Source organism: Sphingomonas sp. (assembly GCF_017745215.1).
In the GTDB taxonomy this organism is placed as follows: domain Bacteria; phylum Pseudomonadota; class Alphaproteobacteria; order Sphingomonadales; family Sphingomonadaceae; genus Sphingomonas.
This window is the reverse complement of sequence record NZ_JAGHZV010000011.1, coordinates 33,780-47,906: the sequence shown is the minus strand read 5'-3', so window position 1 is coordinate 47,906 and position 14,127 is coordinate 33,780. Positions and strand designations below refer to the sequence as shown.

Annotated in this window: 10 protein-coding genes and 1 tRNA gene; 3 read left to right on the top strand and 8 right to left on the bottom strand. The window is 66.9% G+C overall.

The features are described from left to right. Nucleotides 1–2 precede the first annotated feature (2 nt). The 3 genes from J7495_RS12620 to J7495_RS12610 all read right to left on the bottom strand — a co-directional run bounded on the left by J7495_RS12620 (nt 3) and on the right by J7495_RS12610 (nt 5,045). Complete coding sequence (locus J7495_RS12620) at nt 3–1,028, bottom strand: cupin-like domain-containing protein (RefSeq protein WP_294056873.1); 1,026 nt, start codon at nt 1,026–1,028, stop codon at nt 3–5. Then, a complete protein-coding gene (locus J7495_RS12615; RefSeq protein WP_294056872.1) occupies nt 1,025–1,732 on the bottom strand; it encodes a SapC family protein in 708 nt (235 codons plus the stop codon). The genes J7495_RS12620 and J7495_RS12615 overlap by 4 nt, the downstream gene beginning before the upstream one ends. 178 nt (nt 1,733–1,910) lie before the next feature. After that, nucleotides 1,911–5,045, bottom strand: a complete 3,135-nt coding sequence (locus J7495_RS12610) for a TonB-dependent receptor (RefSeq protein WP_294056871.1) — start codon at nt 5,043–5,045, stop codon at nt 1,911–1,913. A 603-nt stretch (nt 5,046–5,648) separates the two neighbouring features. On the opposite strand from J7495_RS12610, the gene J7495_RS12605 reads away from it, so the two are divergent. Further along, nucleotides 5,649–7,241, top strand: a complete 1,593-nt coding sequence (locus tag J7495_RS12605) for a class II 3-deoxy-7-phosphoheptulonate synthase (RefSeq protein ID WP_294056870.1) — start codon at nt 5,649–5,651, stop codon at nt 7,239–7,241. 63 nt (nt 7,242–7,304) lie between these two features. Beyond that, nucleotides 7,305–7,380: transfer RNA gene (locus tag J7495_RS12600), tRNA-Glu, on the top strand. A 293-nt stretch (nt 7,381–7,673) separates the two neighbouring features. Here the strand turns inward: J7495_RS12600 and J7495_RS12595 are convergent. The 5 genes from J7495_RS12595 to J7495_RS12575 all read right to left on the bottom strand — a co-directional run bounded on the left by J7495_RS12595 (nt 7,674) and on the right by J7495_RS12575 (nt 13,726). Further along, the gene (locus tag J7495_RS12595; protein WP_294056869.1) at nt 7,674–9,383 is read right to left on the bottom strand and encodes an alpha/beta fold hydrolase; all 1,710 of its coding nucleotides are present in this window, start codon (nt 9,381–9,383) and stop codon (nt 7,674–7,676) included. 81 nt (nt 9,384–9,464) lie between these two features. After that, nucleotides 9,465–10,970, bottom strand: a complete 1,506-nt coding sequence (locus J7495_RS12590; protein ID WP_294056868.1) for an ABC transporter permease — start codon at nt 10,968–10,970, stop codon at nt 9,465–9,467. After that, nucleotides 10,967–11,893 (bottom strand): ATP-binding cassette domain-containing protein, encoded by a 927-nt coding sequence (locus J7495_RS12585; RefSeq protein ID WP_294056867.1) that lies wholly within the window; start codon nt 11,891–11,893, stop codon nt 10,967–10,969. Before J7495_RS12585 ends, J7495_RS12590 begins: the two co-directional genes overlap by 4 nt. Beyond that, nucleotides 11,890–13,098 carry a DUF3471 domain-containing protein gene (locus J7495_RS12580; RefSeq protein WP_294056866.1) on the bottom strand — a complete coding sequence of 403 codons (1,209 nt, stop codon included), beginning with the start codon at nt 13,096–13,098 and terminating at the stop codon, nt 11,890–11,892. The genes J7495_RS12585 and J7495_RS12580 overlap by 4 nt, the downstream gene beginning before the upstream one ends. Nucleotides 13,099–13,264: 166 nt before the next feature. After that, nucleotides 13,265–13,726: an Lrp/AsnC family transcriptional regulator gene (locus J7495_RS12575; protein WP_294056982.1), complete on the bottom strand. Its 462-nt coding sequence runs from the start codon at nt 13,724–13,726 to the stop codon at nt 13,265–13,267. 121 nt (nt 13,727–13,847) lie between these two features. Between J7495_RS12575 and J7495_RS12570 the strand changes: the two genes are divergently transcribed. Continuing rightward, nucleotides 13,848–14,102, top strand: a complete 255-nt coding sequence (locus J7495_RS12570; protein WP_294056865.1) for a DUF6356 family protein — start codon at nt 13,848–13,850, stop codon at nt 14,100–14,102. Nucleotides 14,103–14,127: the final 25 nt, after the last annotated feature.

The following is a 14,127-nucleotide window of genomic DNA, read 5'->3' as shown; positions in this document are numbered from 1 at the left end:
CCTCAGCGATTGAGCTTGTTGAGCAATTGTGCGCGCAGCCGGCGCGCCTTCACCTCGTCGAGCGGTCCCAGCGGCCCATGCGCATGCTCGGGCAGATGCGCCGCCGCCAGATCGGCAGGGCCGAAGACATAATAGTCGAACAGCGCCTTCCACGCCGCCTTCTCGGGCTCGGGTCGGTCGCGCAGGCTCAGCATCGCGTGGAGCAGCGTGTTCTGCGGCGTGTCCATGAAGCGCGGACTGGTGTTCCACCAATAGTTGATCAGCACGTTGAACGGCGCCAGCGCCTCGACATGGTGCCACCAGAGCGCGGGGTAGAAGAGGATGTCGCCGGGCTCGAGCTCGGCGACCCGCGCCGCCGCGAGCGCGTCGCGGAAGCGCGGATACTGGTCGAAATCGGGGTCGCAGAAGTCGACCATGCTGACCACCTGACCGCCGGGCGTCGGCTCGAGCGGGCCGGGATAGAGGTTCGCGACCTGGTCGGGCGGGAACAGCGTGAAGCGCCGCTTGCCCACCACGCAGCAGGCGATGTTGTGCGACATGTCGTAATGTGCCGAGGCGGTGGTGCGGTTACCGATCCAGATGCTGACGATCGGGGGATTGCCCTCGAACATCGCATCGTTCAGCATCAGATCGTTCTCGGACCGCAGCCGCGGGAGATAAGTGTCGATGTCGGTCGAGCCGATGTAGAAGCTTGGCGGCTCGGCGTCGTCGAAATGCGCCGCGACGCGTTCGAGCACCGCGCCCAGCGGCATTCGGCCGGAGTCGTAGTTCATCCCGGTAAGCGACTGGTTGTAGAAGAAGCGCCCGCGGATATCGGGCGCGCCGGCATAGACCGTCACTGGCCGCGACGTCTCGAACGCCTTGAGATAGTCGATCGCCGCGTTCGCGCTCTCGAGCCCGCGCCGGACCAGCGGCCAGCCCTGCGCGACACCCTTGAGGATCACCGGCGCCTGGCGCCCCATCAGTTCGCCATAGGGGATCGCGTCGGGCGCGACGCCCTCGATCGCGGCGACCTGCGCGAGGCTCATCCCCGCGCGCCCTTGCGCTCGATCAGCCGCTGGAGATTGGCGAGCGATGCGCTCACCAGCATCGCCAGCCGCAGGAAGCCGCTGCGGTTGAGCACTTCGAGCGCCGCGCCGTCGAGGCTCGCCAGCCGCTCGTCGTCGATCGCAAAATAGCCGGTGACGCGGATGCGGCGCTCTTCGTTCAGCGCGATCTCGATGTCGACCGGGCGAAGCAGTCCATGCGCCTCGAACGCCGCGAACATCGGCGCGATCGCCTGGTGCCCCTCATAGATCGTGCGCAGCGCATCGGTGACGTGGAGCAGATAGGGCGTGCTTCCGCCGTGCTCGAGGAACAGCAGCTCGCCGGCATTGCGGCCGACGCGCGGATCGTCGAGGTCGACTTCGATCATCACTTCGGGCTCGTCCTCGCCCGGCTTGAGCGCGATCGAAAACGGCCCGCGCCGCTGGATCGCGGGAATGTAGCGCGACTCCCAGCCTTCTGGCCCGAGGAAGAGGTTCTCGTCGCGCTCGAGCCCCAGCAACGCGACGGGGTTGTAGCCGCCGTCGCCGTCCGGCTGGAACAGGATCGGGAATTCGCGCTGAATCTCGGCGAATTCGGTGGGGAAGACCAGCAACTGGTTCACCTGGTCGCCGAACTCGGCGCCGTGGCGGACCGCGACGGTCAGGTCCGGGTGGTCGACATTGTTGAGGAGGACGCGGTTGGTCATCGGGCTACTCGATGTGGAACGGACGTACCGCCTCCCCTGCCCGCGCCAGGCGCGCGGGATGCTGCGGCATCATGGAACAAGCGGCGAACCGGCTCAACCGGCAAAGCCGCCGCAGCGGACCGGTAAAAGAGTAAGGGCCGCTGCGAACAGCGGCCCTCCCCTTTCGATACGGCGGACCTCAGAACTTGAAGCGCGCGCCCAGCAGGAAGCGGCGATCGAGTTCCTGCGCGTACCAGAGCTCCTTCTCGTCGCGAGCGTAGGTACGGACATTTTCCTTGGTCAGGTTGATGCCTTCCAGCGTCACCGTGATGTTCGGCGTGATGTCGTAGCCGAAGCTGGCATCGAGCTGGCCGAACGCCGCGGTATACTCCGGATTGCGCGAGCCCTGGCGGTTGATGCCCGACAGGAACTTGTCACGCCAGTTGTACGCGATGCGGCCCGAGAAGCCGTACTTCTCGTAGATCAGCGTCGCGCTGAACGTGTCCGAGAGGCCCAGCAGCGCGAACTGATCCTGGCTCGGATCGGCCCCGTTGTTGAAGCCCACGTCGCCGCGCACCAGCGTGTATGCCGCGGCGACACCGAAGCCGGTGTTGCCGAGGAAATACTGCCCCGCGAACTCGGCGCCGTAGATCTCGGCGTCCTTGTTGTTGATCGGACGCGACACCAGGAACTGGTAGAGCGGGTCCTGGGCATTCGCCTGAACGTCGTAGGTGTTGTTGATCGTCTGGATATAGGCCGGATCGATCCGGTTGCCCGGGACGACGTGCGCGGAGACCGTCGCGGTGGCGGCGGCGACCGAGCCGGTCTGGTTGATCAGCGCCGTCATCACGAACAGATTCTCGTCGCTCGTGTCGAGGCCGAGGCCCTGGAGCGCGGTCTTCGCCGAACCCGAACGCGACCCCGTGGCACCCGAGCTCGGATCCCGCAGGCCCGCGAAGGTCTGCGTCACCTGGCCGCGGCCGATGAAGTTGTGCACGCGCTTGTCGAAGAAGGCGACCGAGACGTAGCTGTCAGGCTTGAAATACCATTCCAGCGAGACGTCGAAGTTGTCCGACACCAGCGGGTTCAGCGCCGGGTTGCCCGTGCTGCCGTTCGGCACGCCGCCGTTGAAGGTCGGACGCGGCGGACCGCCCACCGTGGTGGCAAGGAACAGATCGCCATAGTTCGGCCTGGCGATCGTCTTGCTGTACGAGGCACGCGCCACGAGGTTGCTGGTCAGATCGACCCGGAAGTCGAGCGACGGCAGGATGTTGTCGTAGCTGTGCTCGCCTTCGAGGTGCGTGATGTGCGTGCCGTCCAGGCCATAGACGGTGAAGTCGTTGTCCGACACCCACATGATCCCCGCCGGCGAGTCGGCGTTGGAGATCGAGTGCGACTGCGTGCGCTCATAGCGCACGCCGGCCACCATCTGCGCCTTGGCACCGCCGAGTTCGCCATTCCAGGTCACCTGGGCATAGGTCGACCAGATCTTCTCCTTGACGCGGTTGTCCTGGAAGTTGGTCGTCCCGATGTTGTTGCCCTGGGACTTATAATAGGGCGACAGCACCGAGTAGATCTTGGCCGCGTTGCCGCGGAAGGTCAGCTGCGAATCCGCGTCCCCGCCCGGATTATAGTGGCTGAACTTGCACTCGAGGCAGAAGGCGGTGAGGCCGCCCGGCACCTTCTGGATCACATCGCCCGGATGCGCGATGCCCCAGTCGCCCAGCGTCTGCTGGGTCGAGCGGAAGGTCTGCAGCATGTCGGTCGTGCGATAGTTGCCGCCGAACTCGAACTTGCTGTCGCCGCCGAGATCCCATTCGAAATCGGCGCGGCCTTCCCAGATCTTCTGGCCCTGGGTCGAGGTGTTGGTGCGCCCCACCTGCGAGCCGACGTCGTTGACCGTGAAAGTCTTGCCGGCCGGCAGCGTGATGTCCTGCTTCGGGATCTCGCCGCTATAGTCGACCGAGTGCGACGCGACGATGTTGGCGCCCATGCCCACCAGCGTCGAGCTGAAGCCATTGGCATTGTCCGGCGTGCTCGACGCCTTGGAATAATGGCCGTCGAGCTTCATCGAGAAGGTGTCGGTGAAGCCCCATTCGAGGTTCAGGCCGTAGTCCTGCAGCTTGCCCTTCTGGGCGCGCGACTGGGCTTCCATGCCCTCGTCCTTCGTGCCGCCCAGCGTCTCGTGAAGATAGACGGCGGTGGCGACGACCGGATTATTGTCGAAATGGACTTCGTCGAACGGGCGGCTGAACCAGTTCGAAAGGTCCGAACGCTCTTCCGACTGCTTGTTCTGCGCATAGAGCGCGTTGGCCGTGACCGTGATGTTGTCGGCCGGCTTGAACTCGACCACCGCCTGGCCGTTGATGCGCTCGCGCGTACCTTCCGCATAGTGGTAGCGGCTGTCGTTCGGAATCGCGACCAGCTGGCTCGAGTTCGACGGCGCACCCGTCACCACCGAGCAGGTCGAGTTCGGCGCACCCGAGCACACACCGCCCGAGCGGATGAACCCGCCCGAGACGAAGGTGCTGTAAGGCATGATGTTCCAGTCGTTCGACGTGGCCGAAATCGACGTGTAGTTGCGCTTCTGGTAGCTGCCGAACAGCGCGACGCCGAAGGTGCCCGACGGATCGGCCCAGTTGAGCACGCCCGAGGCTTCCGGCGTCACCTTCGAGCCGCAATCAAGGCAGCCGTTGACGCTGGTGTCATAGACCGCCTTGGCGCCGATGCTGCCGCTGAAGCCGCTTTCCTTGCTGTCGAGCGGGCGGCGCGTGACGACGTTAATCGTCGCGCCGATGCCGCCCGAGGGGACCGCGGCGCGGCCGGTCTTGTAGACTTCGAGCGTCTTCACGCCTTCCGAGGCGAGATTCGAGAAGTCGAACGAGCGGCTGGTGCCCTGCGCGCCGTCGGCATTCTCGTCGCCGCCGACGACCTGGATGGTCGAGGTCGCGAGCTGGCGGCCGTTCAGCGTGACCATGTTGTAGGTCGGGCCGAAGCCGCGGACGGTGATCAGCGAGCCTTCGCCGTTGGTGCGGTTGATCGACACGCCCGGGATACGCTGCAGCGATTCGGCCAGATTGGTGTCGGGGAACTTGCCGATGTCCTCGGCCGAGATCGCGTCGACGACGCCGTTCGAGTCGCGCTTGATGTCCATCGCCGCGTTGAGGCTGGCGCGGATGCCGGTGACGACGATTTCCTCGCCCTGCGAGTCGTCCGATTGCGCCGGAGCCGGATTGTCCTGCGCGAATGCCACCCCCGGCACTGCCAGACTGACGGCAAGTGCAAGCGCAGAAGCCGAGCGCGTGAGCGCCGGCGAAAGCCCAAAGCCCTTCATATAGGTCCCTCCAAGACGCCGGCGTACGCCTTACGGTCGCCGGCAGGTTTATAAGCGGGATTGCACCCCACCCGGATGTTACCGCTATCAGCGCAGCCAACGTTGTCAACACGATTTGGAAAGGATCGTTCGGTTTTGGCGCAACTATCTTACCGAGGCGTCGGATTTCCTTCGGGCTGTGGCAAATATACACGCTTTGAAGCAATATGAGGGACGTCATATTGCAGCGCAGCATAGCATGCCGCGCATAATGCTGCGAATGCGAACGTTAACATGGAAGTCAAATGGCGAATCAGTGCTCGTTGCTTTCGTGATCCCGATCGGCACAAGCTGATTGTGAACGTTCACATTACTGGCCGCCTCGCGACGCAGAGCCTTGAACCCCCATCTGTATGACAGCTTGTACGTGACGCCAACGTGTTCGGGGGGCCTCATGTAGGACAACTCACCCCGCGAGCGTAAAGGCGGCAGACAAGTGATACGCCTCCTTGTAGCTGGCACGGCCACTCGATTCACCCCATTTTCTGCCTCGGCAATACCATTGAATCCCCTCTTCGCTCGGGAAAGCTTGCGCAGCTTACCCAGACTGAGTAAGACCCGGCCATGACGACGCTAGCAGGCTCCAAGATTCGCCGGTTCCGCGAGGAACGCTCGCTTTCCCGCGCGGCGTTCGGCGCATGGTTCGGCACGCCCGGAAGCACCATCCAGGGGTGGGAAGAAGAGGGCAAGCGCGCCTCTGCTGCCGTGGTCAACCAGATTGCCGCGAACGGGATCGCTCATCACCAGGACTGGTATGTCCATGTCCGCGATCATGAAGTCGGCACGGCCTGGACGCCGGACAGCTGGCGCCGCGACGGCTTCGAGGCGCGGCAGCTGCCGACCTACCCCGACCGTGCCGCACTCGACGCCGCCACCGCGACGATCGGCAAGTTCCCCCCGCTGGTCTTCGCCGGCGAGGCGCGCAACCTCACCGCCGACCTCGCGCGCGTCGCCGAGGGCAAGGCGTTCCTGCTCCAGGGCGGCGACTGCGCGGAGAGCTTCGCCGAATTCCACCCCAACAACATCCGCGACACGTTTCGCGTGCTCCTCCAGATGGCGGTGGTGCTCACCTTCGCCTCCAAGCTGCCGACGGTGAAGGTCGGGCGGATGGCGGGGCAGTTCGCCAAGCCGCGCTCGGCCGACACCGAGACGATCGACGGCGTCGAGCTGCCGAGCTACCGCGGCGACAACGTCAACGACATCGCCTTCACCCCTGAGGCGCGCACCCCCGATCCGCAGCGGATGATCCAGGGCTATTCGCAGTCGGCGGCGACGCTCAACCTGCTCCGCGCCTTCGCGCAGGGCGGCTATGCCAACCTCCACCAAGTCCATAAATGGACGCACGACTTCATGGGCAAGAGCCCCTGGGCGAAGCGTTTCGCCGATGTCGCCGACCGGATCGGCGAGGCGCTCGACTTCATGCAGGCGTGCGGGATCGACGCGGACAGCGTGCCCCAGCTCAAGGCGACCGACTTCTACACCAGCCACGAGGCGCTGCTCCTCCCCTATGAGCAGGCGCTGACCCGGCAGGACAGCCTCACCGGCGACTGGTACGACACGTCGGCGCACATGCTGTGGATCGGCGACCGCACGCGCTTCGAAGGCTCGGCGCATGTCGAGTTCCTGCGCGGCATCGGCAATCCGATCGGCATGAAGTGCGGCCCCAGCCTTGCGCCCGACGCGCTGCTGCGGCTGCTCGACACGCTCAACCCGGGCCGCGTGCCGGGGCGGATCACGCTGATCACGCGCTACGGCCACGACAAGATCGAGGCCGCCCTCCCCGCGCTCGTCCGCGCCGTGAAGCGCGAGGGGCATCCGGTGGTATGGAGCTGCGACCCGATGCACGGCAACGTCGTCAAGGCGGCAAACGGCTACAAGACGCGCCCCTTCGAGCGCATCCTCGCCGAAGTCCGCGGCTTCTTCGCGGTGCATCGCGCCGAGGGGACGTTCGGCGGCGGCATCCACTGCGAGATGACCGGGCAGAACGTCACCGAATGCACCGGCGGCATGATCGACGTGACCGAGCAGGACCTCGCCGACCGCTACCACACGCATTGCGACCCGCGGCTGAACGCGGCGCAAAGCCTGGAGCTGGCGTTCCTGCTGGCGGAGATGCTCAACGAGGAGATGGCGGAGCGGCGGAAAGTGGCGGCCTGAGCCCGGAATTGGGCGCTTGACGGCGCCGCCGCGCCCCCCTAGATGCCCGCCTCTCCGCCGCACGGCCCCTTCGTCTAGCGGTCTAGGACGTCGCCCTCTCACGGCGAAAACACGGGTTCGAGTCCCGTAGGGGTCACCAGCGATTTCAATGACTTAAAGTTCGCCGGGCTGTCTACGCCCCGGCTCGCACCCATCGTCGGTCGCCGTCGAGCGCGACTTCTCCGAGGCTACAGGCCCGTTCGAGCCAATTCTCCGCTTAATTTGGCTCGATCGCGAAATGTTCCGCGATCGTCCGCGTCGTTTGGGGTGCCTCCAGCACGGCGCGGGGCTCTCGAGAAGCAGCGCGAACAGGATTCCGCGCATTATCCGCGTGCGCGCCTTGGCTTCCGCTGGCCGAGCAACACAGCTGGTGGGCAATCCGGCTGCGGTCGCCTACTTCGCCGGGAAGCGCGCGTTGATCCAGCTCGCCATCTTCTCCAGTGCGACCGGTGCCACCGTCTCCTCGATCTCGGCATATTCGCCGACCGCGCCGGTCTTCGCCGTCTGGAACAGATGGTTGAGGCCGGGAAGCTCCACGATGGTGACGTCCTTGTCGTCCTTCAGCGCGGCCCGGATCGCAGGCAGGTTTTCCCCGGCGGGGACCTGCCGGTCGAGGCTGCCGTTCATCGCCAGCACGGGCACCCGGATCGCGCGCAGATTGGGCGCCGGATCGTAGCGGAAGAAATAGCGGAACCAGGGCGTCGCGAGCTGGGCGAGGATGAGCTGCCTGTCGGTGCCGGCCGGCACGCCGATCGCCGCCAGCGCCTCGGGCGTTAGCACCGCCAGCGCCGCGGAGCGCCCCTCCTCATAGGTGGCGCCGCTCGCCACGGCCTTGTACAGCGCGGCCCAGACGGGTGCGGCACGATCCAGCTCGGCCTCGCTCTGGCCCATGCTGGCGCCGATCAGCCGGCGCTGCGAGAGCATCAGCTGCTCGAGTCCGGTGCCTGGCCCCGCCATCATGATCAGGAAGGCGACCTCCTTGTTCGTCGCCATCGCGATCGGGCCGATCATCCCGCCCTCGCTGTGGCCGATGAACCCGATCGCGTCGGGCCGGATGTCCTTGCGGGCGCGCAGATAGGCGAAGGCGGCGTTGCTGTCGGTGGCGAAGTCCGCCGAAGTCGCCTTCGCCACTTCGCCGGTCGACTTGCCCGCGCCTCGATCGTCAACGCGCAGCACCGCGATGCCGCGGCGCGAGAGATAGTCGGCGATCACCCAGAAGGGCTTGTGCCCCATGAGCGTCTCGTCGCGGTCCTGCTGGCCCGATCCGGTGATCAGGATCGCCGCGGGAAACGGCCCCTTCCCCGCCGGCAGGGTCAGCGTGCCGGCGAGATGGACGCCGCGCTCGGCGGGATTGTCGAACGCGACGTCCTCGGCCGAATAGGGGAAAGGCGGCCGCGGCGTCTGCGGGCGCTTCGGCGGCGTGCTCGCGGCCGAGGCAACGCCGCGCGTGAAGACGACGTCGTCGGCGGGCCGGTTGGGCGCGGTCCAGGTGCCGGCAAGCCGCTGCCCATCGTCCGACAGCGTGCCCTCGTAGCTCGCCCCCACGACGGCGAGCCTGAAGCGGATCTTCCTGCCGTCGCGCGCGAGATCCTGTACGGGCAGGCCATAAGCGAGCTGGTCGGGCGAATCGAGCGAGGCGATCGTGCCCCGCGGCCCGGTGACGATCCGCAGCACGAGCCGAAGGGTGGCGCCGTTGGGCGTGACCTTGGCGGACCACACGCCGTCCAACCCTGCGATCACCGGCCTGGCCGGGGGCAGCCCCCTCACGAGCTTGAGGGGCAGGTCCATGCCCTGTGCGAAGGTGCCGTTCCAGGCCTGGTCGGCGACGCTCCAGCTGCCCTTGTAGGTGGCGCCGATCGCCTTGATCTCGACCGAGAGCTGCCCGTCCGGCGCCTGGGCGGCGATGGCGGGGATCTTGCCCGAGCCCTGGTCGGGGCTCTCCAGGTCGGCCTTGAGCGAACCGTCGGGCGAGCGGCTGATCGAAAGGATGAGCGTGAGGCCGCCGCGCGGCGTCGTCAGGACGCCGTTCCAATCCCCCACGGGATCGGGCACCGCCTGGGCGAGCGCGGGCTTGCTCACGGCGAACCCCGCGAAGAGGGACATGATCAGCAGGAGCAATCGGAAGGAAGGCATTTCGATGTCCTCTCGAACCGGATCAGTGCGCACGGCGTGCGAAGCGGAAGGTCATTTCTCCGGTGCCTGCAGCAGCAACCTGGTGAAGGCGCCGATGCTGACGGGCTGGCCGGTGCTGAGCAGGCTCGCCTGGAACAGGCGGCCGAGCAGGACCAGTTCGAGCGCGACGAAGGCGAGCAGCACGATCGTCGTGCCGATCACCTCGACCAGCGATACGCCGGTGCCGAGCCGCGCGAGCATCGCGAACGGCGTGTAGAGCGGGATCCACGACAGGATCTGCGTGATCAGCGCGTCGGGGCTGCGCAGCGATGCCTGCATCATGATCATCACCGGGATCATCACCAGAAGCAGCACCGGCATCAGATAGGATTGCGCATCCTGCATCGAATCGCTGAGCGATCCGATCGCGAGGAACAGCATCGCCAGCACCAGATAGCCGGCCAGGAAGTAGAAGAGCATCGCGAGTACGATCCACGGCCCCTCGATCGCTTCGATCGACGGACGGAGCACGTCGGCGACGAAGCCGTTCGACGAGAAGGCCGCCGCGACCGCGCAGCCTGCCCAGACCGCGATGATGCCAAGCCCGACCGCGCCGAGGCCCAGCAGCTTGCCCTGCATCAGCTGGGTCGGTCGCACGCAGGCGAGCACCGATTCGAGCAGCTTGTTCGAGCGTTCCTCGACGACGCCCTGGAGCATCATCGAGCCGGTGGTGATCGCCGTGATCAGCAGCAGATAGACCAGGGCCAGCGGCACGAACGACTTTGTGACGATCGGGCCTCGGCCCTTCCCCGCCGGCGGCTCGGCGACGCGCACCGGCGCGACCAGCGTCTCGACCTGCGCCGCAGCGAGCGGGGACAGGCCGCCGGCCTGCAATGCCTGGAGGCGGAGGGCGCTCGTCAGCTCGGCGCGGATCGGCTCGATCAGCCCGGCGGGATAGCGCCCGCTCGTCCACATCTGCACGACTGCCGTCGGCGACGTGCCGAAATCCTTGGGGATATAGACCGCGAGCGCGAACGGCCGCTTGCCCTCGGGAGTCTCGACATCCCCCTTGAGCGGATCCGCGACCGCCGCGCCGAACGCGGCAGCGCCCTGGCCTGCGGAAGCGCCGTGCGGCGGCGGGATACGCACGAAGTCGCGGGCCGGCGCCTTAAACGGGGGTGCCTCACGGGGAACATGCGGCGCGATCCTGCGCTCGGCCGCCGCGACGCCGCCTTCGGCGACGAAGCGCTGCACGGCGCCATCGGCCATCCACGCACCCGGTTGCGCCCAGGGCTCGCCCGGCGCCACCCCGCCGAGCTTCCAGCGCTCGACATAAGACGAAAGCGCACGAAGCACGTCGCGCTGGTGCTCGATTTCAAGCCGCTGCTGGATCCGCTTGTCAAAGCGGCCGGAGGCGTCGACCAGCGTGTAGGCGACCGTCGGCTGCGGCGCCATCAGCGTGCTCGCGACGATCGAGGCGGCGAGCGCCACCGGCACGATGAGCAGCATTACCCAGAAGCCGCGCGTCGCCAGGATCTGGCGGATCTCGCGGACTGCGACGAGCAGGACGGCCTTCATTTCACGATCTCCTGGTCGCCGCCGACGAGATGGATGAACACCTCGTGGAGCGTGGGTCGATGGATGTCGAAGCTGCGCAGCGCGAAGCCCTGGCCGGTACAGGCCTCGAGCAGGTCGCCGGGCGAAGCACCGGGGGCGAGGGCCAGCTGGTAGTTCGTCCATCCGTCGGCCGCGGCCCCGGTCGGCGTGGCGGAAGCAACGCCGGGCAGTGCGGCCGGATCGCCGCGGCTGGTCAGCGTCAGCCGGCTGGGCAGCGCGCCGCGCGCTTCGTCCTGCGTGCCCTCGAACACCTTCTTGCCGCGCGCGAGCAACAGCAGCCGGTCGCACAGCCGCTCGGCATGCTGCATGACATGCGTCGAGAAGATCACCGTCGAGCCGCCGCGCGCGAGGTCCTTGATCACGTCCTCGAGCACGCCCTGGTTGACCGGGTCGAGCCCCGAAAAGGGCTCGTCGAGCAGCACCAGCCTGGGCGTGTTCACGATCGCCGTAGCGAGCTGGACCTTCTGCGCGAGCCCCTTGGAGAGCTTGCCGATCCGCGTCTTGAGGCGGTCGGCGAGATCGAGCCGCTCGAGCAGCGCGGTCGCCGCCTTGCGCGCCGATGCCGCATCCATGCCCTTCAGCCGCGCGAAGTAGATCACGGTGTCGAGCACGCTCATCCCGCGATAGAGGCCGCGCTCCTCGGGCAGGAAGCCGATCTGGGCGGCATGCTCGCGGCTGGGCGCGGCACCGAGCACCTCGATCCGTCCCGACGTCGGGCGCACGATGTCGAGCGTCATGCGCAGCGACGTCGTCTTGCCCGCACCGTTTCCGCCGAGGAACCCGAAAACGCCGCCCTCAGGCACCGCGAAGCTCAACGCATCGACCGCGGTGAAGTCGCCGAAGCGCTTGGTCACGTCGTCGAGCAAGAGAACAGGGGCATTCATGCCGGGGTCCTTTCGTCGGGCAGTCGGGTGATGGGCAGGTCGCGCCCGTTCTGGTGCAGTACCGCATGGGTCGCGGCGCCGGCGGTATCGGCGACGAAGCTGATCTGGGCCGCGACCACGGTCCAGAAGAAGCGCCTCTCGGATTCGGGATGAACCTCGAAGCGGGGCTGGCCGGTGATCTCGATGAACAGCCGCCCGTCCTCGGCGGTGACGTCGAGGGTCCGCGCCGCATCGACGCGGTAGCGGCCGACATAGCGGCCGAGGATCGCCCGATCGATCGCGACCGGAATCCGCGGGCGCTGCTGCTCGGCGAGGCGCTCGCGGATGCCGGCCGTCGCCTGCTCGGCTTCCTCGGCGGAAACGCGGTCGAGCCGCTGCTCGATGCCGTTCTGGTGGACGATCAGAGCGGTGGCCCGATCCTCGGCGACGAGGAAGCTGAGCTGTACCGGCAGCTGGCGATAGAAGAAGCGCGTCTCCGATTCCGGGATCACCTCGAGTTCGGGCTGACCGGCGACCTGAACGATCAACCGGCCGTATCGAATGCCCGTCCGCAGGGCCACGCCCACCGCGGAGGCATAGTGGCCGACATAGCGCTGGAGGATCTCGAGCGGCAGCGGAACCTCGACGCGCGGCCTGGCCTGGTCTGCTTCGCTAGCGCGCGCCGCGGCGCGCATGGCCTTGCCGGTCGCCGCATCGGTGCGCTCGAGCCGCACGGTCCGATCCGCGCGATGGTGGAGGAGCGCGCGCGCCGGCCCGGGACCGTCGGCCTCGAAGGTGAAATGGCCCTCGAGCCCGCTGATCAGCGCGCGACCATCCCCCGGGTCCCGCAACTCGAGCCGTTCGCCGGTGGCCGTCTCGAACCACAGTCTCCCCTCGTGCCGCACGACCGCGACGGCCGCGTTGGTCATGATCCGGGGATCGTGGCGGTAGAAGCCCAGCCAGCTTGCGCGAGGCCCGTCGGGCGACGCCCGATCGACGAACGCCTTGAGCGCGCGCCAGCTCGCAAATCCGTAATCGCGCGCGATCGAGAGCTGCGCCTCGACAAGCTTGACACTCGCATCGAGGGCACGCAATTCGCCGAGACGCCTCCGCGCCTGATGCTTCAGGTGCTCGAGGCTCGGGCGCTCAGGCAGATGTTGCACGGCAGCTGCCGCGGAACGGCTGGACACGACGGACCTTTCTTCCGTTGCGCCCGGGGTCCGCACGATCGGGCAGGAAGTCAGGCACAGCAGGTCCCAACCACAGGTTCGAGCGGGCTGTGCCCTTTACGCGGACCGTATGCCTCTCGATAGGCGGGCGGACCATAGGCCCGGCCAGGGTCCCGCGCAAGGTGGGGCGAGATTCGGCGGGAGCCCGCCATAGCGGGGACATTCAGGCCGAGAGCGGCAGCGCGGTCGTCGACTTGATCTCCTGCATCGCAAAGGAGGAGCTGACATCGTGCAGCGGCGCGACCTTGGTCAGCTTGCGGTAGATGCGGTCGTAATCGGCGATGTCGCGGGCGACGACCTTGAGCAGATAGTCGATGTCGCCGCTCATCCGATAGAATTCGACGACCTCGGGCATCAGCGACACGCCTTCGGAGAAGGCCTGCAGCCATTCGTCGGTGTGGTGCGCCGTGCGGACCGCGACGAACACCGTGACACCCAGTCCCAGCTTCTCGCGGTCGAGGATGGCGGCGCGGCGCTCGATCACGCCATCGCGCTCGAATCGCTTGATCCGCTTCCAGCACGGCGTCTGCGACAGGCCGACGCGCTCGGCGACCTCCGAAATGGGGAGTGTCGCATCCTCCTGGAGAATCGCCAGGATGCGACGATCCATAGAGTCGAGAACAATATCCTCCATACACCCCGTAATCCCAAGATCGCCTTCTCCCATATCGAAGGAATGGGGATGAAAAAAGAACCAAGCGACCGCTGACGACGTTTAGGATCGCGGCATCCAGCAGGAGTTCCGGATGCTACACCGCTTATTCCTCGATCATCCCCGCTCCGTCGGCGAGAGCTATCGCGAGCATCTCGTGGTGGCGGCGGGTTTCGGAGCCATGCTGTTCGCGGCCGGCTTCGCCTGCATGATCCATGCGATCTTGCCCGGCCTGTTCAGGACGACCGGCAGCGACATCATCCGCCGCTTGCACCGCCACATGGTCACGCATCGCCGCCGCGAGCCGATGCCGGACGGCAACGTGCCGGCATCCGAGACGGGCGAGTAGCGCGCCGTGCCGACCACGACGGCTG